Source organism: Ruegeria marisflavi, from assembly GCF_025673445.1.
Classification (GTDB): domain Bacteria; phylum Pseudomonadota; class Alphaproteobacteria; order Rhodobacterales; family Rhodobacteraceae; genus Ruegeria_B; species Ruegeria_B marisflavi.
In genome coordinates this window covers 371,749-389,410 of record NZ_JAOVQN010000001.1, presented here as the reverse complement: position 1 = coordinate 389,410, position 17,662 = coordinate 371,749, and the positions used below count along the sequence as shown (strand labels likewise).

19 protein-coding genes and 3 pseudogenes are annotated in these 17,662 nt (G+C 61.7%); 10 read left to right on the top strand and 12 right to left on the bottom strand.

Annotated elements, in window-relative coordinates; genetic code table 11:
- The 3 genes and pseudogenes from OEZ49_RS01875 to OEZ49_RS01870 all read left to right on the top strand — a co-directional run.
- On the top strand, nt 1-343 hold a 343-nt coding region (locus OEZ49_RS01875; protein WP_263386733.1), incomplete at its 5' end, for a transposase.
- A gap of 419 nt (nt 344-762) precedes the next feature.
- Nucleotides 763-969, top strand: a pseudogene (locus tag OEZ49_RS23020) (hypothetical protein); the annotation flags it as partial.
- Nucleotides 941-1,360, top strand: a pseudogene (locus tag OEZ49_RS01870) (IS5 family transposase); the annotation flags it as partial. The pseudogenes OEZ49_RS23020 and OEZ49_RS01870, both read left to right, overlap by 29 nt.
- A 153-nt stretch (nt 1,361-1,513) precedes the next feature.
- Here OEZ49_RS01870 and speB read toward each other — a convergent pair.
- Nucleotides 1,514-2,545, bottom strand: coding sequence for an agmatinase (gene speB, locus OEZ49_RS01865; protein ID WP_263386732.1), 1,032 nt, complete (start codon nt 2,543-2,545; stop codon nt 1,514-1,516).
- Between speB and OEZ49_RS01860 the strand changes: the two genes are divergently transcribed.
- Nucleotides 2,544-3,563 (top strand): LysR family transcriptional regulator, encoded by a 1,020-nt coding sequence (locus tag OEZ49_RS01860; protein WP_263386731.1) that lies wholly within the window; start codon nt 2,544-2,546, stop codon nt 3,561-3,563. The genes speB and OEZ49_RS01860 overlap by 2 nt on opposite strands.
- Nucleotides 3,564-3,605: 42 nt before the next feature.
- Here the strand turns inward: OEZ49_RS01860 and OEZ49_RS01855 are convergent, their stop codons facing one another.
- The gene (locus OEZ49_RS01855; protein ID WP_263386730.1) at nt 3,606-4,544 is read right to left on the bottom strand and encodes a tripartite tricarboxylate transporter substrate-binding protein; all 939 of its coding nucleotides are present in this window, start codon (nt 4,542-4,544) and stop codon (nt 3,606-3,608) included.
- Nucleotides 4,545-4,879: 335 nt separating this feature from the next.
- Between OEZ49_RS01855 and OEZ49_RS01850 the strand changes: the two are divergent.
- Nucleotides 4,880-4,984, top strand: a pseudogene (locus tag OEZ49_RS01850) (IS5/IS1182 family transposase); the annotation flags it as partial.
- A 251-nt stretch (nt 4,985-5,235) separates the two neighbouring features.
- The gene (locus OEZ49_RS01845) at nt 5,236-5,433 is read left to right on the top strand and encodes a hypothetical protein (RefSeq protein ID WP_263386729.1); all 198 of its coding nucleotides are present in this window, start codon (nt 5,236-5,238) and stop codon (nt 5,431-5,433) included.
- 182 nt (nt 5,434-5,615) lie between these two features.
- On the opposite strand, the gene zapE is transcribed toward OEZ49_RS01845, so the two are convergent.
- Nucleotides 5,616-6,677, bottom strand: a complete 1,062-nt coding sequence (gene zapE, locus OEZ49_RS01840) for a cell division protein ZapE (protein ID WP_263386728.1) — start codon at nt 6,675-6,677, stop codon at nt 5,616-5,618.
- A 151-nt stretch (nt 6,678-6,828) separates the two neighbouring features.
- On the opposite strand from zapE, the gene OEZ49_RS01835 reads away from it, so the two are divergent.
- Complete coding sequence (locus OEZ49_RS01835) at nt 6,829-8,064, top strand: MFS transporter (RefSeq protein WP_263386727.1); 1,236 nt, start codon at nt 6,829-6,831, stop codon at nt 8,062-8,064.
- Here the strand turns inward: OEZ49_RS01835 and OEZ49_RS01830 are convergent.
- Complete coding sequence (locus OEZ49_RS01830; protein ID WP_263386726.1) at nt 8,061-8,288, bottom strand: hypothetical protein; 228 nt, start codon at nt 8,286-8,288, stop codon at nt 8,061-8,063. The genes OEZ49_RS01835 and OEZ49_RS01830 overlap by 4 nt on opposite strands.
- A gap of 103 nt (nt 8,289-8,391) precedes the next feature.
- On the opposite strand from OEZ49_RS01830, the gene OEZ49_RS01825 reads away from it, so the two are divergent.
- Nucleotides 8,392-9,285 carry a LysR substrate-binding domain-containing protein gene (locus OEZ49_RS01825; protein ID WP_263386725.1) on the top strand — a complete coding sequence of 298 codons (894 nt, stop codon included), beginning with the start codon at nt 8,392-8,394 and terminating at the stop codon, nt 9,283-9,285.
- A 39-nt stretch (nt 9,286-9,324) separates the two neighbouring features.
- Here OEZ49_RS01825 and OEZ49_RS01820 read toward each other — a convergent pair whose 3' ends face one another.
- From OEZ49_RS01820 to OEZ49_RS01805, 4 genes are all read right to left on the bottom strand, one after another.
- Entirely contained in the window at nt 9,325-10,239 is a 915-nt protein-coding gene (locus OEZ49_RS01820) for an ornithine cyclodeaminase family protein (RefSeq protein ID WP_263386724.1), read from the bottom strand.
- Nucleotides 10,236-10,856: an HAD family hydrolase gene (locus OEZ49_RS01815; RefSeq protein WP_263386723.1), complete on the bottom strand. Its 621-nt coding sequence runs from the start codon at nt 10,854-10,856 to the stop codon at nt 10,236-10,238. Before OEZ49_RS01815 ends, OEZ49_RS01820 begins: the two co-directional genes overlap by 4 nt.
- Nucleotides 10,857-10,866: 10 nt before the next feature.
- Nucleotides 10,867-11,829 carry a DMT family transporter gene (locus OEZ49_RS01810; protein WP_263386722.1) on the bottom strand — a complete coding sequence of 321 codons (963 nt, stop codon included), beginning with the start codon at nt 11,827-11,829 and terminating at the stop codon, nt 10,867-10,869.
- Between the two features lie 227 nt (nt 11,830-12,056).
- On the bottom strand, nt 12,057-12,521 hold the full coding sequence (locus OEZ49_RS01805; RefSeq protein WP_263386721.1) for a GFA family protein: 465 nt from the start codon (nt 12,519-12,521) through the stop codon (nt 12,057-12,059).
- Nucleotides 12,522-12,696: 175 nt separating this feature from the next.
- On the opposite strand from OEZ49_RS01805, the gene OEZ49_RS01800 reads away from it, so the two are divergent.
- Nucleotides 12,697-13,398, top strand: coding sequence for a hypothetical protein (locus OEZ49_RS01800; protein WP_263386720.1), 702 nt, complete (start codon nt 12,697-12,699; stop codon nt 13,396-13,398).
- On the opposite strand, the gene OEZ49_RS01795 is transcribed toward OEZ49_RS01800, so the two are convergent.
- Nucleotides 13,395-13,859 (bottom strand): YaiI/YqxD family protein, encoded by a 465-nt coding sequence (locus OEZ49_RS01795; RefSeq protein WP_263386719.1) that lies wholly within the window; start codon nt 13,857-13,859, stop codon nt 13,395-13,397. The genes OEZ49_RS01800 and OEZ49_RS01795 overlap by 4 nt on opposite strands.
- Nucleotides 13,860-13,964: 105 nt before the next feature.
- The gene (locus tag OEZ49_RS01790; RefSeq protein ID WP_263386718.1) at nt 13,965-14,867 is read right to left on the bottom strand and encodes a LysR family transcriptional regulator; all 903 of its coding nucleotides are present in this window, start codon (nt 14,865-14,867) and stop codon (nt 13,965-13,967) included.
- Here OEZ49_RS01790 and OEZ49_RS01785 point away from each other — a divergent pair.
- Nucleotides 14,866-15,246, top strand: coding sequence for a hypothetical protein (locus OEZ49_RS01785; protein ID WP_263386717.1), 381 nt, complete (start codon nt 14,866-14,868; stop codon nt 15,244-15,246). The genes OEZ49_RS01790 and OEZ49_RS01785 overlap by 2 nt on opposite strands.
- Before the next feature lie 111 nt (nt 15,247-15,357).
- On the opposite strand, the gene sthA is transcribed toward OEZ49_RS01785, so the two are convergent.
- Both sthA and fghA read right to left on the bottom strand, forming a co-directional pair.
- Nucleotides 15,358-16,809: a Si-specific NAD(P)(+) transhydrogenase gene (gene sthA, locus OEZ49_RS01780; protein WP_263386716.1), complete on the bottom strand. Its 1,452-nt coding sequence runs from the start codon at nt 16,807-16,809 to the stop codon at nt 15,358-15,360.
- An 8-nt stretch (nt 16,810-16,817) separates the two neighbouring features.
- The gene (fghA, locus tag OEZ49_RS01775; RefSeq protein ID WP_263386743.1) at nt 16,818-17,651 is read right to left on the bottom strand and encodes an S-formylglutathione hydrolase; all 834 of its coding nucleotides are present in this window, start codon (nt 17,649-17,651) and stop codon (nt 16,818-16,820) included.
- Between the last annotated feature and the right edge of the window lie 11 nt (nt 17,652-17,662).

The window sequence follows — 17,662 nt, the reverse complement described above, 5'->3', positions numbered from 1 at the left end:
CTACGATACCCGCAAGTGCCACGACGCCATCGCCGACCGCGGCGCGCACGCTGTCATCCCGCCCCGCAAGAATGCAAAGCCGTGGAAGACCGTCACCGCCGGAGCCATGGCCCGAAATGAAGCCCTGCGGGCGTCAAAATACCTGGGCCGCGCCCTCTGGCGACGATGGAGCGGATATCACCGCCGAAGCCGCGTCGAGACGAAGATGCATTGTGTGAAACTGCTGGGCCAGCGGTTCATGGCACGGGACTTCGACCGTCAGGTCGCAGAGCTCCAGGTCCGCATCGCCGTACTCAACGGCTATACCGCGCTCGGCATACCCATCACGAAACCCGTGGGATGACTCTGTCCGGGGAAAGGGGAGCCTCGACTATCAGCCGATTTGTGCAACAGAGCCGTTTGGCCGAATCCATGGAACCTTGATATCGCTCCAACACGTCACGTACCGCTTCTGGCGCGGCCTGTTCTGTAATTTGCAGTGTGGCGCCATCTCCTCGTGCCACATATCCTTGGAAGCTCTCGGGCTGAATGAACCTAGGTTGAATTTCGAAGAATGGTGGCGGCGGCGGCGCAGGGTTTCCCCCGCCTCCGGGCGGGTTCCATGGAACACATTCAAAAGGCCCCGGGGGACATTCGAGGGCTGGCTGAGCATGAGTGGCGACGCTCAGCCCCAGAAAAATGGGGAAAGCAAACAGTTTTCGCATGCGCATCTCTCCGATCACTACACAACTTGTATTGCAAGAAACTACGCTCGTGGTGATCATCCAAAAACATAGAACTACTACCGAGCCCGTTATCGCCATTGCACGGTTCTGGCTGGGCACGCCGTATCATGACCAAGCGAGCCTCAAGGGCGTCGGATGCGACTGCCTCGGGCTGGCACGGGGCGTCTGGCGCGAGGTCGTCGGCTTCGATGGAGTGACTGGCTTCCGCCGACCAGCGCGGGCGTCTGATTGGCAGAACGAAGGGCGGGCTCAACACCAAGCGGCATGCCGTCACCGATGCCAAGGGGCGGCCCCTGAAGTTCTTCATACCAGCAGGCCAGGTCAGCGACTACACCGGAGCCGCCGCCCTGCTGGGCAGTCTGCCCTTTGTCGACTGGATGATCGCGAACCGGGGCTATAATGCGGACCGGTTCAGGGAAGCGTTGAAAGACAAAGGGATACGCCTATGCATCCCGGGCCGAAAGTCGCGAGGCAAGGCCGTCCGCTACGATAAGCATCGTTACAAGAGGCGTTACCGCATCGAGATCATGTTCGGCAGATTGAAGGAGTGGCGCCGCATCGCGACCCGCTACGACAGGTGCGCCAAAACCTTCCTCTCCGCAGTCGCCCTCGCTGCAACCGTCATGTTCTGGCTTTGGCGATCAATGAGTCTGGAACCTAATGGGAAGCCGGTGCCACAGTTTAGCGCAACGGCAAGTCTGCCAATCGAAATAGGCAGGAGCCGGGCTGACCAGTTGAAAGTGCCAACGCCGCCATTCACACTGCTCCGTTTCGATCACATGCTCTCATCATCTTCGAGATACCGCAAAAGAGAGAATGCAAAGCAGTTCCCACAGGATCGTTGCTGCGACCAGGGCGGTGTTTCCCGCTCGGTCGTATGGCGGAGAAACCTCGACCACATCCGCCCCGACCAGGTTCAGCCCCTGGAACCCCCGGATCAATGCCTGAACCTCGCGTGGCAGCAACCCGCCAATTTCCGGCGTGCCGGTTCCCGGCGTGAAAGCCGGGTCGATACTGTCGACATCAAATGAGATGTATGTGGGACCCGTGCCAACAATGCTGCGGGCCTCTTCCAACACGTTTGCCAGGCCCATCTGGTAAAATTCCTCGATATGGATCACCCGCATGCCGCTGTCATAGGAAAAATCCCAGTGCGGTTCCGCGCGGCCCCTGATGCCGATTTGAACCGTGCGTTCCGGGTCGAGGACGCCGGCCAGTGCTGCATTGCGGAACGGCCCGCCATGGTGGAACCTGGATCCGTTGAATGGCCCCCCGGTATCGGCATGGGCATCGATATGGATCAGTCCGACAGGCGCATCGCGACCGACAGCCTTGAGAATGGGATAGCTGATCGAATGATCGCCGCCGACCGACAGCGGCAGAACGCCCGCGTCAGCGACCGTTTGGTAGTAATCTTCGATTTCCCGAGTTGCCTGTTCCAGATTGTAGGTGCTCGCAATCGGGACATCGCCGCAATCGGCGAAACGCGCCAAAGTGCCCGGAATAATTCCGGTCGCATGGTTTTTAGGACCCGCAGCCAGAACCGAAAACTCCCGGACCTGCTGAGGTCCGAATCTGGCACCAGGCCGGTTTGTCACTGCCAGATCAAAGGGAACGCCAAGTATCGCGATATCTAGACCGGCAAACCCATCCTGTAACGGCGCACGCAAAAACGAGGAGATTCCCGCATAGGGGGCCACATGTTCCCGTTTGTCGCCGCCATGCGCCACTCCGCTGTCCAGATAGGCCTGCAGCACCTGGTCGTTGAGATCGGATTTTTCCGCCAGCGCGCGCAGGCGGTCGAGGTTTATCGCAGTCATGACGGTAACTTCCTATCCAAGGTTTATGGCAAGGTCAGATTTTCATGGAAAAATCACTTCGATAAATCCAAAATATAGAAACCATATTTTTCGATCTCTAAAGAAACAAACCGTGCTGAGCCTCCACGAAAACTCGATCCGCAAGCTCAGGGTGTTTGTGACGGTTGTCGATTGCGGCGGGTTTGTCTCGGCACAGGGCGTTCTGAATATGTCGGCGGCCACGATCAGCATTCAGATGAAAGAGCTCGAAGAGCAGCTGGGCATGACCCTGTGCCAGCGTGGTCGCTCAGGGTTCCGCATCACCGACCAAGGGAAAGCGGTCTATGAGGCCGCACAAACGGTTTTGGGTGCTTTCAGCAACTTCAACCTGACCGCCGCCGAGATACAGAACCGACTGGTCGGAGAGGTAAAGATCGGATTGCAGGCAAACATGGCCACCAATCCTGCCTTCCGTCTGCCGAACACGATCCGCAAGTTTCAGACACGCCCCAACAAGGTGACCTTCCGGCTCGAAGAAACGCGCTCGGCCGAACAGCAAAGCCGCACCTTGGATGGTCGCTACGATCTGAGCATCGGCTTGTTTCCAGCCCGCATACCGGGGCTGGACTATACCCGGCTATTCACCGAGAATGTCGCGCTCTATTGCGCTCGCGATCATCCATTGGCGCAGATTACCGACGAAGATCGCCTGCTGCGGGACCTTGGCAGTCACTCCATGGTGTCGTCCGGCACCGCCCTGGAACAGATCCTCAAGAAACCTTCCTCCATGCCCGCCCCATCCGTGTTTACCGAGGACATGGATGCCGCCATGCTGTTCGTGCTGTCAGGGCAGTACCTTGGGTTCCTGCCGACGCATTTCGCACAGATATGGCAAGATAAAGGTCTGGTTTGTTCGCTCCTGCCAGACAGGATCGGAACCGAATTGGACTTTCACCTGATCACTAGGCGCGGTGGACGCGACAACAAGGTCGTAGATGTCTTTATCTCCGATTTGCTGGATGCACATGGCGCAAAATAGCGTTGCAGCGCCTTCCAGCGCGACGCTGCAACGCGATGCCGCTTATTTGGAGGTCAGCGCACCGAAGGTTTCGATATCCCGTTTGATCAATGCCTCGGCTTCGGCGCGGTTCTTCCAATAGATCTGCGCCCCATTCGTCTGCACATAGGTCTTTGCCTCTTCGCTCTGGATTGCCCGGATAGCGGCGGCTTCGATCTTGGCGATGATGTCCTCGGGCGTTCCGATAGGGACAAACAGACCGTTCCACAGGACGATATCCAGCGAGGGCACAATTTCCGAAACCGTAGGGGCATCGGGGGTCAGAAAAACCCGTTCGTCCGTGACGCTGGCCAGGACCTTGATGTCGGACAGGCATGGAGCAACCAACGCCGCAACAGAGTTCATGACATCCACATCGCCAGACGCAAGCGTATTGCAATCAAGCGCGTCATAAGCCGCGTCTGAGCCGAATTCAAAGCCAAGCTCTTCGGCCAGGCCAAAAGTGACGTGCGTCGGAACCAGCCCGGCACCAAAGTGGCCAAGCGTAACATCATTCTCCTGAGCATAGGCCGCCAGCTCTTCCATCGTGCTGTAAGGCGCATCCTTTCCCGCCACGATCAGGAAAGGATAAGTCATAAAGACTCCAACCGGAACGAACGGGTTCGGTGTCAGTTCCGGAATCCCAAGAGAGGGTCCGACCACCGGCACCCCGATCACAAACGAACCGACGGTGTACCCATCGGCGGGCGCAGCCGCCACCTCCAGCGCACCGGGAAACGGCCCGCCACCGCCGCCCGGCTTGTTCACTACGGCTGCGGGCACGCCATACATGTTCTGGAATTCGGTAGCGATCATCCGGGTCAGCACATCCTCTTCACCACCCGGAGGCCACGGAACAATGAATGACACCGGCTTTTCAGGGTAATCGGCAAATACGGCTGATACAGACCCCACACATGCGGTGAGGGCAACTGCCACCAGTCTCAGCATCGGTTTTTTCATGGTCTACTCCCTTGCGACAGAGCCAGATTTCCACGTTGAACGTCACTTGCCGGCAGGGTTGAAGGCCGCAAGCAAAGCGAAAGGCTCCACTAGCCGCTAAGAAAACACGTTCCGATAGGTTGAAAAATTTAAAAGAAAGAAACTTCATTTTCCGATTTTTCTAGGTATCAGCTATGGCGTCAGGAACGGAGTTGTTCCCCAAAGTTCGCAGATGAGCGCGACAAAAGTAAACTTTCATAGGTTCGGGATGCATTGATTTCCATCGCTTTGCGCGGCTCATGGCTCCGAAAACAGAGCGGTGACACAAGTGATCCTTTCGGCTGACCGACGTGCGGATGGTGCGTCTGGAACCCTTTTTTCCGAAGTCGCACGGCAAACGCCGGGTCGATGATTAGCGGGTTTTGAGCGGCATTATCTTCTTCAACCGCAATGGGTTGCGATAACGTGATGCCCCACCCGCCCCCAAACTGGCACGGCGTATTTGTTCAATGTCGAACGCCTTTGTTTCCGGTGCTTTTCGTTCCGAAACTCTGACAGCTTTGTCTCCGGTTAATTTCCGCTGCCAGGGTCAAGGTCGACCCTTCCCTGTCTTTTCGCTTGTGGGTCAACGTATCTTCGCCAAGCATTGCCACGCCCTTGTGCTCAAGCGCCAACTTGCGTGCCGTGACAAGCAAAATCGCGGGCGGGCTGCTTGGCCGATCTCCTGCCGTTTGCCGCGCACCGTGATGCGCGGCACCTATTGACGCGAACCGCCGGGCCATACACGGAAGGAAAGAGCGGTATCGCCGTCATTCACTCCGCCACCACCAGCAAAGCGCGGTTTTTCAACAAAACATCCGCCAGCGAAACGGAGTTCGAGCGATCGAAAGCAAACCCTTCCCCGCATTAACCTGAACAATCCGTGATCGTTGGGTCGGTTCCGCCTTCGCGGCACTTCAGGCAAGAACGTCACAGCGCGCCTTATCCCGGCATGTTATCCAATCCTGCTTCTTTCTGGTCCGAAATACTCCGGGGGAGTCGCCCGAAGGGCGGCGGGGGCAGCGCCCCCTGACAACCCCGAACAAGACCGCGCTAGACGCCCCAATCCTTGTCCTGCATCTCGCGCAGGCGCGAGGCGGTGCGTTCGAATTCGAACGTGCCCTCGCCCTCGACATAGAGCATCTCCGGCTCGGCCGCCGCCGAACAGATCAGCCGCACCCGCGCCTCATACAGCGCGTCGATCAGGGTCACAAACCGCTTGGCCTCGTTGAAATTGTTGCGGCTCAGGCGCGGGATGTCCTCGAGTACCAGAACTTTGACCGCCTCGGCGACGGCCAGGTAATCGCCCGGTCCCAGCATCCGCCCACAGAGATCATAGAAACTGGCCCGCCCGATCCCGTTGCGGAACGCCGGCAGCTCCACGTCGCGGCCCTTAACCTTCAGTATCAGCGGCCCGCCCGCCCCCCCGGTCAGATCGCGCCAGATCGCCTCGATCTCGCCTCGTGCAGACGGGCCAATGGGCGTAAAATAGACCCGGGCCCCCTCCAGCCGGTTCTGCCGGTAATCGGTGGGCGAGATCATCTCCCACACCCGCATCCGCTCCTTGATCAGCTCGATGAAGGGCAGGAACAGCTGCCGGTTCAGCCCGTCCTTGTACAGATCGTCCGGCACCCGGTTCGATGTGGTCACCACCACCACCCCCGCCGCGAAAAGCGCCTCGAACAGGCGCCCCACGATCATCGCATCGGTGATATCGGTGATCTGCATCTCGTCAAAGGCCAGCACCTTGACCGAGCGGATCACCGCATCGGCGACAGGGGCCAACGCATCGGCCACGCCCTTGCTGCGCGCCTCGTGCATGCCCGCGTGGATCTCCTGCATGAAGGCGTGGAAATGCACCCGGCGCACCGGCACCGTATCGCCCAGCGCCTCGACAAACAGATCCATCAGCATCGACTTGCCACGCCCGACCCCGCCCCACAGGTAGAGGCCCTGAGGTGGCGGCGGCGCCTTGCGGAACAACCCGCGTTTTACCGGGGCGCTCAGCGCTTCGAAAATCCGGTCGAACTCGGCCAGCGCCGCCTCCTGGGCGGTATCGGCATGCAGGGCGCCCTCGGCGACACGGGCGGCGTAAAGAGCGGAAACAGCGGTCATTTTGCAGCCATACCCAACCTGCCCCGCCTTGAAAAGCGGCGCCTTTCCACCGCTCGCATCAATTTTCGTTAATGATGCCCGCAAAACTCCTGAATTGACGCCGCCGCGTTTGGACTTAGGGTCCGCCGGACAAGAATACCGGAGACCGCCAATGGACCGTTCGGCCCGCCTGATCAATCCGATCCTGATCGTCAGCTGCGTCATCATCACCGTCAGCTTTGCTGTCCGGGCCTCTTTTGGCGTGTTCCAGATCCCGATTGCCGAGGAGTTCGGCTGGCTGCGCTCGGATTTCTCGCTGGCCATCGCCATCCAGAACCTTGCCTGGGGCATCGGCCAGCCGATCTTTGGCGCCATCTCGGAAAAGATCGGCGACCGCAAGGCGATCTTTCTCGGCGCGCTCCTTTATGCTGGCGGCATGGTGCTCAGCGCCTGGTCGACCACACCGCTCGAACATCAGATCTATGCCTGGGCGGTGGGGTTTGGCATCGCGGGCACCGGCTTTGGCGTGATCCTCGCGGTGGTCGCGCGGGCGTCGAGCGACGAGAACCGCTCGATGAGCCTTGCCCTCATCACCGCCGCAGGCAGCGTCGGACAGGTGATCGGCGCGCCCACGGCGGAATGGCTGCTGACCTTCCTGCCCTGGCAACAGGTGTTCATCGTCTTTGCGGTGGCGATCCTGGCGCTGGTGCTGACCCTGCCGATGCTGCGCGCACCCGAACCGGCCAGCAAGGCCGAGCTGCAAGAGAGCATGGGCCAGATCCTGTCTCGCGCCTTTCGCGACCCGTCCTATACGCTGATTTTTCTGGGCTTTTTCAGCTGCGGCTATCAGCTCTCGTTCATCACCGCGCATTTCCCCGCCTTCGTGACCGAGATGTGCGGCCCGATCCTGCCCGGCGGCGTGCTGCACTCGATGGGGATCACCACCACCTCGGCGCTGGGTGCGGTGGCGATCTCGCTGGTGGGGCTGGCCAATATCGCGGGCACCCTGACGGCGGGCTGGGCGGGCAAGCACTTCCCCAAGAAATACCTGCTGGCGGGCATCTACACCGCCCGCACGGTGATCGGGGCCGTGTTCATCCTGCTGCCGATCACGCCCCTGTCGGTGATCCTGTTCTCGGTTGCGATGGGCTCGCTCTGGCTTGCCACCGTGCCGCTGACCTCGGGCCTTGTCGCGCATCTTTACGGGCTGCGCTACATGGGCACGCTCTATGGCATCATCTTCCTCAGCCACCAGCTGGGCGGGTTCCTCGGCGTCTGGCTCGGCGGGCGGATGTACGACCTTTACGGCGATTACACCATGGTCTGGTGGATCGGGGTCGGCGTCGGTGCCTTCAGCGCCATCGTCCACCTGCCGATCCGCGAGAACCGCGCGGCAGTTCCGGCCTAACCCCGGATCAGCGGCGCCTTGCGCGCCGCCTCCCACTCTGCGCGCGGATCGTCCAGCCCCGCATCCCGCCGCAACCTGGGCGACAGTTGCTCTGCACCCGGCGCGGGGCGCAACAGCGCCCCGAATCCGCCCAACACCCGGCGGCCCAAGCCCCGGAACAATCCGGCGACATGCCGGGGTGAAATCTGAACAAAGATGCCCGACCGATGATCCAGATGTGCCATGTCAAACCTCCGTCGATGACCTGACCCCATCTTGCGCCCGTCCGGCGTGGCCGCTCAAACGCCGTTCCTTGACAGCCATTGTTCCAAAAAGTCACAAAGGGTCATGTCCCGCACCCTGCCCCCGCTGAATGCCCTGCGCGCCTTCGAGGCGGCAGGCAGGCTGGGCAGCTTCACCCGGGCCGCCGCCGAGCTGAACGTGTCGCATTCCGCCATATCGCGGCATGTTCGGGGGCTGGAGCAGCGGCTCAACGTCCATCTCTTTCGCACCCGTAACACCGGCGTCGAACTCACCGATCAGGGCCGCGCCTATCTGGCACAGATCACCCCGGCCTTCGATCTCATCGCCGAGGCGACCGAGGCGCTCTCGGTCCCGCCACAGGGCAAGGTGACGCTGACCACCGAAAGCACCATCGCGCAGAAATGGCTGGTCCCCCGGTTGGGCAAGCTCCGGGCGTTGCACCCCGACATCAGTCTCGAAATCTCCGTCAGCACCCAGGTCATGGATATCGAGGCTCATGATTTCGACATCGGCCTGCGCTACCTGCGATCCGACCCACCGCAGGGCTACGACCTGCTGCTGCCCTCCATGGTCCACGCCTATGCCGCGCCCGGTTTCGCGCCGATGACGGATGGCCGGCTCGATCTCGCCACACTGGCCCGTGGCCCGCTGATCGAGGAAGCGACCTTCCACCTATGGCCCGTGTGGTTCGAACAGGCCGGGCTGGCCGAGCTTCCCCCGCTCGACCTGCCCCATCCGCTCAGTGCGCTCCTGGCGATCCAGTCGGCGGTCTCGGGCCTTGGCGCCGTGCTAATGGACGAAAACCTGTGCGAACCCGAACGCCGCTCGGGCGCGCTGGTCGAACTTGCGCCGGTGGCGCTGCCCTTCGGCGGCTACTACCTTGCCGTCAACAGCCGCGCGCACCGGCGCAAACCCGTGCGCGCGGTGCGCCAATGGCTGATCGACGAGGCGGCAGACGCCCGTAGGGCCAACGCCTGACAACCGCTTTCCCGACTGGCCGTCAGACGGACAGGCAGATCACCCCTGACCCTGCCATTTGTCCAGAATATAACGGCTGGTCATCAGGTCCAGATGCGCCCCGCCACCGTTCTTGAACAGCGTGATGTCGTCCCGCCCCGCCTTGAACGCGTCCAGCTCGTAGAAATCGGCCAGCACATCCGACCGCGCAATCACCCCATCGGCCAGCGGCATCATCAGCTCGCCGATGTGGTTCACGGTGGTGTCGAAACTGTCGACAAAGATGCGCGCACGGCGCATCGCCTCGTCATCGGCCTCGCGCATGTCGGGCCGATAGGCGCCTATCAGGTTCAGGTGCTGACCCGGGCGCAGCCACTCGCCGCGAATGACCGGCTCGCTCGACATGGTGGCGGTGACGATGATGTCGGCCCGGTTCACCGCCGTAGCCAGATCGTCGACCACCTCCAGCCCGTCATACCGCGCCGCCACCTCCTCGGCCTTGGACCGAGTGCGGTTCCACATCTTCAGGGCCGCCTTGGGGAACCCGGCCCCAAACGCCTCGCACAGCGACAGGCCCACGGTGCCCGCGCCCACCACCAGCACCTCGCGCGCGTCAGGATCGGCCAGCCGCAGCGCCGCCAGCAGGCTGTCGCCCGCCGTCTTCCACTTGGTCACCAGGTGGAAATCCACCAGAGCCGACAGCGCCCCGTCATGGTCGCTGTACAGGTTCACCGCCCCGTTGATCATCGGATCGCCCCGCTCGGGGTTGCGCGGAAAGATATTGGCGGTCTTGACCGCGATGCCCAGCCCGTCGATCCAGGCTGACCGCGTCAGCATCGTATCGGGATCGCGATACAGGAACGTATCGCCGATCTGCGCCTTGGGCAGGGTGTGGCCATCGGCCAGCGCCCGCGTCAGTTCCAGCCAGTCCAGCTTGGCCTCGCCCTCGGCAAAAGGAATATGGATAATGCTCATGCGGCCTCTCCTTCGGTCAATAACCCCTCGGCCACCAGGCGCGCGGCCCAGCCCTCGGGTCCCGTGAAATGATGCACCTGCCAACCACGGGCGCGGGCGGTGTCGATATTCTCGGCCCGGTCATCGGCAAACAGCAACCGCTCCGGCGCCAGCCCGCAATCGGCCTCGACCGCGGCATAGATCGGCGCATGCGGCTTCACCATCCGCATCCGGCCCGAGACATAGGCCCGGTCGAACTCGGACAGGAACGGATAGACCGTGCAGGCGTAATCGAAATTCTGCACTCCGAAATTGGTCAGCGCAAAGACCGGCACGCCCCGCGCCCTCAGCGCCCGCATCAGGCGCACGGAATGCGGGATCTCGGGCGTGGCCAGCTCGATCCAACTGTCATGCCAGGCCCGGATCTCGTCCCGCCAGCCGGGATACTTCTCGGCCCAGTCATAGATCGTGTCGGTGAAATGATACCCCTGATCCACCAGGTCGTTCATCCCGTGCAGGTCCACCTCGGCAAACATCGCCTGCCGCCGCGCCACGCCGATGGTGCGGTCATAATATCGCTCGGGTTGCCACTCGATCAGAACGTTGCCGATGTCGAAAATGACGGCCTCGATGGTCATAACAAATTCCTCAACTCTGCGACCTGGGGCGCGGACGGCTCGGGGTGCGGCCACGCCGTGTCTCGCGCCAGACTGAAACAAGACCGGCGCCAATGATCAACCCGGAACCGGCCCAGACCGCCTTGTCCGGCCATTCGCCAAAGATCAGCACGCCCCACAGCACCGCCATCGGCATGGCGATGTATTCGAACGGCGCCACCAGCCCCGCCTCGCACAACCGATAGGCCTGCGCCGTCAGATAACCACCGATGGACCCCACGACCCCCATCGCCAGGAAATACTTCCAGTGCTCCGGCGCGGGCCAGCGCCATTCCCGCAGGATGAAATCCAGCGCCGCGCTGTCGCCGCTGGCAAACCGCCCGTCGCCCAGCGTCAGCCCCACCAGCGCGCTCACCACCAGAAACGCCAGCAAGGGGTAAAAGGTCAGCGTCGCCCCCCGGTCCGCGCCGCCCGCCCGGCGTGTCAGCACATGCAGCGTGGCATAGCCGCATGCGCCCAAGAGCGGCAGCACCGCCGCCGGCTGGAACGCCTCGGTTCCCGGCCGCATGATCACCAGCACGCCCAGGAATCCGGCAAACACCGCGCCCCAGCGCCACGGTCCCACCCGCTCACGCAGGAACAGCACCGACAAGGCGGTCACGATCAGCGGCGTGGCAAAGGCGATCGCCACCGCCTCGGCCAGCGGCATCACCGCCAGCCCGGTAAAGAAAAACAGATTGGCGCAGAGCACCGCGAAACTGCGCGCCATATGCAGGCGCGGCTGACGGGTGCGCAGCACCTGCACCCCGCCCTCCAGCGGCACGAACACCGCAAGCAGCACCACCATCGCCACGACCGACCGGATCAGCACCATCTGATACAGCGGATAGTCGCCGGAAAAGAACTTGAACACCACGTCGATGACGGAAAAGCAGATCCCGGCCCCCATCGCGGCCAAAAGGCCCAGCACGTTCACCCTGACCTCGCCGCTCATCCGCCCGCTCCCTTGCCTGCCCGCCAACCAGTGTCCGAAATGACCGGCAGGGGCAAGCGCGGAACCGAACCGGGGGGCTGAACCCAACCCGCTTCTTTCTGGTCAGAAAAACTCAAAAGCGAACCATCACAACACGATGAACGCACGGCAGGCACGGCCCCGTAACCCCTTCATGTCCGGGCACTCACTCAGGACCGCGAGGCAAAGCCTCGCCCCCTCCCTTTGGGTCAGGCCCGGTCCGGGCGATGCTCCTGTCGCAGCATCTCGATCAGCACGTCGGCATCCTGCCCGGTCAGTTTCGGCAGCTCTTCGCAGACATGGTACCAGGGCAGTTGCGTATCGGCATAGATATGTCGCGTCACCCTGGCCTCGGCGGGGCGGTCCAGACTGCCCACCGTGACATTCGTCAACCAGTCATCCTCGGCCCGCAATGCCTGCCAGACGATGCGCGCCCCGCATTCGGCGCAAAAGCCGCGCTTGCCGTCGCCCGAGGACACGTAATAGCGCGGTTCCTCGCCAACATAATGCAACGTGCCCGCCTTGATCAGCACCGTGATCTCGGCAGGCTGGCCGGTACTGCGCTGGCAGATCGTGCAATGGCAGATATACCCGTTGTACAGGAAAACCTCCGCCTCGTACCTGATCCGGCCACACAGGCAGCCGCCAGTCACATGTGTGGTTTGGTGTTCCATAGCTCCCTCCGCACGCTCCTGGGGTCAAATTGTGCCACAATATGCGGCTCTATCCAGCCCGCCGACGCCCGATTTTTCCGGTTCCTTCGTCACACCTCGCGCCAGCCATATTGCGGTCACGCTTTCGCAACAAGGTAGATGCGTTAATTGTAGACTTGGAACGGGATTTCGCCCCTTGAGGAAATTGATTTCAGTCGCGGTCCTGTCCTGCGCCGCACTCCTCGCACTCGTCGCGGGGGGTGGCGCTATCGGGCTGCTTACAGCCACGCCCAAAACATACTCGGACCACCAATACGGAACAGTCCCCGCACATCTGTGCATCGTCGAGCCGGGCGAGTACTGCGGCATGTTCTTTGATGCATCACTCGGCATGGTCGAAATATCCCCGTACAGTTCCCGAACCCGGGATAAGTTCGGGTTCGACCGTCACGGCAACCTGAACCGGACTCGGGAACCGGTTCCGCCAAGGTCTCTCACCGAAGCCCAGGTCGAGGCAGCGACGGCCAGCAGCGCCGCCCTGCATCTTGAGGCCGGCATCAAACACGCGACATCGGGCGCCATCGTGGGCGCTCAAATCTGGGTGTTGGGCGCGGTTGCGGTTCTGATCGTCTACCTGATCCTCTTCCTCTTCCACCGGATACGCCCCTATGGAAGCACTGTCGGGCGCTCGGCCCGCAACCTTGGTCAGTCGGCCCTTTCAGCCGGGCAATCGGCGCAGTCGATCAGCCGCTCGCTTGGCGAAACCGCCGCCCTGCACATTCAGGTACATAAATCCGAGCTGCTCGCGCGCAAGGCCGTGGCCGAGGCAAAGCTCAAGCGCCAAGATCCCGACGTCGACAAACATCAGGTAGAGATCCGCGCAAACCTGCGCGGCTAGTTCTGCCCGTCCCGCAGGGCCGCCCGAATCTCACGCTCCAGCGCATCCAGAAACCGCGAGCGGTCGGCCTTGGAAAACGGCTTGCCGCCGCCCGCCATACCCAGCGGGTTGGCCGCGCGCAGATCGGCCATCAGGTCGCGCATCGCCAGTTGCTGGCCTATATTGGCCGGGGTGAATGCCTCGCCGCTGTGCCGTAGCACCCGCGCCCCCGCCGCCACGCATTTCGCCGCCAGCGGGATATCGGCGGTGACCACCACATCGCCCCGCCCGGCGCGCTCGGCGATCCACATGTCGGCCACGTCCGGCCCCTCGGGCACCACCACCGTCTCGACCAGCGGATTGGCCGAGGGGCGCAAGCCCCCGTTCGACACCAAGACCATGCGCAGCTGGTGCCGGGTGGCGACCCGCTCGGCCTCGGATTTCACCGGACAGGCGTCGGCGTCGATGTAAAGCGTTGTCATGTCGGGCTCTCTACAGGCTCTTGCTGCTGGTTAGAAGGCAGGAAACCCCGCAAAGACAAGTACCCGGTCCAGGACCCCGCGCTCGGACCTCGATGCTGAGTCCACTTACTGGACCGGTGCGCCAAGCACATTGACAAGGTGATCGATGAACACCCGCACCTTGGCCGGCATGTAGTTCCTGTGCACGAACACCGCGTAAACCGGCTGATCGAGCGTCTGGAATTCAGGCAATATGCGAACCAGTCGGCCGTCTGATATCATCCCCGCGACCAGATAATCGTTGATCAGACCAATGGCACCGCCAGTCAGAACAACGTTCCGCGCGGCATTCGGAGAGTTGACCACGAACCTTTCCGGCAAGCTGAACGAGAGTTTTTCGCCGTGATACCAGAAATCATTTTCGCGCCCCCAGTTTCCGCTGACCTGCTTGACCACCAGATGCTGCTCTAACGCGTCCAGTGTCTCCGGCTCCCCGTGCCGCGCTATGTATTCAGGCGTGGCGACAAAAACCAGTTTCTGCGAAAAAATCTTTCGGGCTTTCAGCGATGAGACTTCCAGCCCGTCAGAGCCGCCAATACGAATTGCCAGATCATAATGTTCCTGCACGAGATCGACCTTTCGGTTGGAAATCTCCAACTCGACCCGGACGTTCGGGTACATTTCCATGAATGCCGGGATCGCGGGTGCGACCCGCTCCTGTCCAAATGCAACCACGCTGCTGACGCGCAGATGCCCGCGCGGAGTGTGTTGGCTGTCACGAATTTCGTCGGTTACGGCATCCAGCTCGTCAACCAGCGCTACACCGCGACGCAACAGCAATTCACCTTCTTCGGTCAGGCTGACGTTGCGTGTTGATCTGGTAAAAAGCCGTATTCCAAGGTCCTCTTCCAGTTCTGAAATCAGACGGGTTACAGACGGCGGAGAAGAGTTGAGCACCCTGGCGGCGGCGGCGAAACCGCCTTGCTGGGCAACTTCACGAAATGCGCGCATACACTGAAACTTGTCCATGAGTCGATTGAACCGGATTCTGGAATGGTTCATTCAAAGATACACGCGTTCTCCCAAATTCGAAAATCCGTACCCTGAACTTACAGCAGAAACGCATATGGATCAGGAGAACGGACAAATGTTTGAACGCCATCACTTCAGAACCAATCAGGACATCACTTCTGAATACGGCCACGGCAGAGTTGCTCTTGGGCGCCACGAAATCCGGAAAGAACGATATCTTGCGGAAAGGCGCGCGCGCCTGGAGGCCGAGGCAAACGCGCGAAAAGACCAGTTTGCCGCGGCCCCAAAAGAGGCCGTTGAAATCGCAATCTGTCATCTTCTTCGGTCGGTCTCACGCTGGTTTGCGCAGCGCTTCTCGACCGATGGCGCCCTCTGAGAGCAAACCGGCAGCCGGGCCGGTCATCCGAAGGGTTCCCTACTCCCCCGGCAGGCGTCGATACCTACGTACAAAACGGTCAATTGCCCCTCCGGGACAGGTACAAAACGGTCAATTCTCCGGGTTTTCCGGTTGCGTGCCCTCCTTGCGGCGCACCTTGAACTCCTTGGGGATCGGCATGCGGTTGAACGCATCCAGCCCCGCGATCTTGTAGGCTTCGGCCAGCGTGGGATAGTTGAACGTGTTCTGTACGAAGTAGTTCACCGTGCCCTTCAGGTTCATCACCGCCTGCCCGATATGGATCAGTTCGGTGGCCCCTTCGCCGACGATCTGCACCCCCAGAACCCGCCTTGTTTTCAAGGACAAGAGCATCTTAAGCATACCATGTTCCAGCCCCATGATATGCCCGCGCGAGGTCTCGCGGAACCGCGCCACGCCCACCTCGTAGGGAATGCCGCGCTCCTGCAATTCCTCCTCGGACATGCCGCAGGTCGACATCTCGGGAACCGAGTAAATTCCGTAAGGATACCAAGGGCTTTCCGGCAGCGTCGGGGTCTCCAGCGCATGGCAGGCCGCCACCCTTCCCTGCTGCAAAGAGGTCGAGGCCAGCGACGGATGCCCAATCACATCGCCGGTGGCATAGATATGCGGCACGGCGGTCTGATAGGTCTTTCGCTCCACCGTGATCCGGTTGCGGTGGTCGGTCTTCAGCCCCACCGCGTCGAGGTTCAGCGCCGAGGTCGCGCCCATCCGCCCGGCGGCAAACAGCAGCATTTCGGCCCGCACATGGCGCCCGTTGGCTAGGCTGATCTCGACATGATCGCCTGCATCCTCGATCTTTTCTACCGCCGAGCCCAGCCGAAGATCGACGCCATTTTCCCTGATCTGATGGGTGAAATCCTGAATCAGGGTGCGGTCGATAAAGTCCAGAAACGTCTCGCGCGGTTCGATCAGCGTCACCCGCACATCCAGCGCCGAGAACATGGTGGCATACTCTACCCCGATCACCCCGGCGCCGATCACGGCCAGCGAACGGGGGATCTCGGCCATCTCCAGAAACTCGTCGCCATCGACGACGGTACGCCCATTAAATGGAACATAATCAGGGCGATAGGTCTTGGTACCGGTGGCAATCAGGAACTTCGATGCGGTCAGGCGAGTGGTATCCCCGGCCTCGGTCGCGACTTCGATCTCGTGCGGGCCGACAAAGCGCGCCAGCCCGTTCAGCGTATCCACATGGTTGCGGTTGAACTGGTGTTCCAGCACGTCGACCTCGTAGTCGAGCGTCATGTGCAGCCGCGCCTTGAGGTCCTCAGCGCTGATCCGGTCCTTGACCCGGTAGGACAGGCCATAAAAGCTCCGCTCGCGCCAGCCCGACAGGTTCAGCACCGTTTCGCGCAGCGTCTTGGACGGAATGGTGCCGGTATGGACCGAGACACCGCCCAGCCGGTCCTTGCGGTCGATCACCAGCACCCGGCGTTTCAGCTTGCCTGCCTGGATCGCGGCGGCCCGGCCCGAGGGGCCGGACCCGATGATGATCAGGTCATAGTCGAACGTGCTCATTCCGCTGCTCAATCGCGATAGAGTGCTTCGGCATGGAACGAGACGTGGTCTTCCATGAAACTGGAGACAAAGAAATAGGAATGGTCATACCCCGGTTGCAGCCGCAGGGTGGCCTGCTGGCGGCGCTCGGCGATGGCGGCGGCCAGCGCCTCGGGGCGAAGCAGGTCGATGAACTGGTCACTGGTGCCGGTGTCGATCAGGATCGGACCGTCAAAGCCCACCTGTTTCATCATCAATGTCGCGTCATGCTTGGCCCAGGTCGACTCGTCATCCCCAAGATAAGCGGTCAGCTGCTTGCGGCCCCAGTCGGCGGCGGTCGGGTTCGAGATCGGCGCGAAGGCCGAAACCGAGCGATAGCGGCCCGGCAGGTTCATTGCCAGTGTCAGCGCCCCGTGCCCGCCCATGGAATGGCCGGTGATCGCCTGCCGCTCGGGGTCGATGGCGAAATGTTCGGCCACCAACGCGGGCAGTTCCTCGGCCACGTAATCCCACATGCGGAAATGCGGGGCCCAGGGCTCCTGAGTGGCGTTCACATAGAAGCCCGCGCCCTGTCCCAGATCGTAATCCTCGTGATCGGCCACGCCCTCGCCGCGCGGCGAGGTGTCGGGAAAGACCAGCGCGATTCCCTGTTCGGCGGCCCATCCCTGCGCACCCGCCTTGACCATGGCGTTTTCATGGGTGCAGGTCAGACCCGACAGATACCACAGCACCGGCACCGGGCCGTCCTTGGCCTCAGCCGGCAGGAACAGGCCAAAGGTCATGTCACAGCCGGTGGCTGAGGAGGTATGGCGATAGACACCCTGTACACCGCCGAGACAGGCGTTTTCCGAGACGGTTTCGATCATGACACGGT

Bases quoted from the DNA above. Each gene is read 5' to 3' on its own strand.
- OEZ49_RS01805 (WP_263386721.1), bottom strand. From the start codon at position 12,521: ATGGAACACCAAACCACACATGTGACTGGCGGCTGCCTGTGTGGCCGG.
- speB (WP_263386732.1), bottom strand. From the start codon at position 2,545: ATGACTGCGATAAACCTCGACCGCCTGCGCGCGCTGGCGGAAAAATCC.
- OEZ49_RS01795 (WP_263386719.1), bottom strand. From the start codon at position 13,859: ATGACAACGCTTTACATCGACGCCGACGCCTGTCCGGTGAAATCCGAG.
- OEZ49_RS01855 (WP_263386730.1), bottom strand. From the start codon at position 4,544: ATGAAAAAACCGATGCTGAGACTGGTGGCAGTTGCCCTCACCGCATGT.
- OEZ49_RS01790 (WP_263386718.1), bottom strand. From the start codon at position 14,867: ATGGACAAGTTTCAGTGTATGCGCGCATTTCGTGAAGTTGCCCAGCAA.
- OEZ49_RS01830 (WP_263386726.1), bottom strand. From the start codon at position 8,288: ATGGCACATCTGGATCATCGGTCGGGCATCTTTGTTCAGATTTCACCC.
- OEZ49_RS01820 (WP_263386724.1), bottom strand. From the start codon at position 10,239: ATGAGCATTATCCATATTCCTTTTGCCGAGGGCGAGGCCAAGCTGGAC.
- OEZ49_RS01810 (WP_263386722.1), bottom strand. From the start codon at position 11,829: ATGAGCGGCGAGGTCAGGGTGAACGTGCTGGGCCTTTTGGCCGCGATG.
- OEZ49_RS01860 (WP_263386731.1), top strand. From the start codon at position 2,544: ATGACGGTAACTTCCTATCCAAGGTTTATGGCAAGGTCAGATTTTCAT.
- OEZ49_RS01785 (WP_263386717.1), top strand. From the start codon at position 14,866: ATGAGTCGATTGAACCGGATTCTGGAATGGTTCATTCAAAGATACACG.
- zapE (WP_263386728.1), bottom strand. From the start codon at position 6,677: ATGACCGCTGTTTCCGCTCTTTACGCCGCCCGTGTCGCCGAGGGCGCC.
- sthA (WP_263386716.1), bottom strand. From the start codon at position 16,809: ATGAGCACGTTCGACTATGACCTGATCATCATCGGGTCCGGCCCCTCG.
- OEZ49_RS01835 (WP_263386727.1), top strand. From the start codon at position 6,829: ATGGACCGTTCGGCCCGCCTGATCAATCCGATCCTGATCGTCAGCTGC.
- OEZ49_RS01825 (WP_263386725.1), top strand. From the start codon at position 8,392: ATGTCCCGCACCCTGCCCCCGCTGAATGCCCTGCGCGCCTTCGAGGCG.
- OEZ49_RS01815 (WP_263386723.1), bottom strand. From the start codon at position 10,856: ATGACCATCGAGGCCGTCATTTTCGACATCGGCAACGTTCTGATCGAG.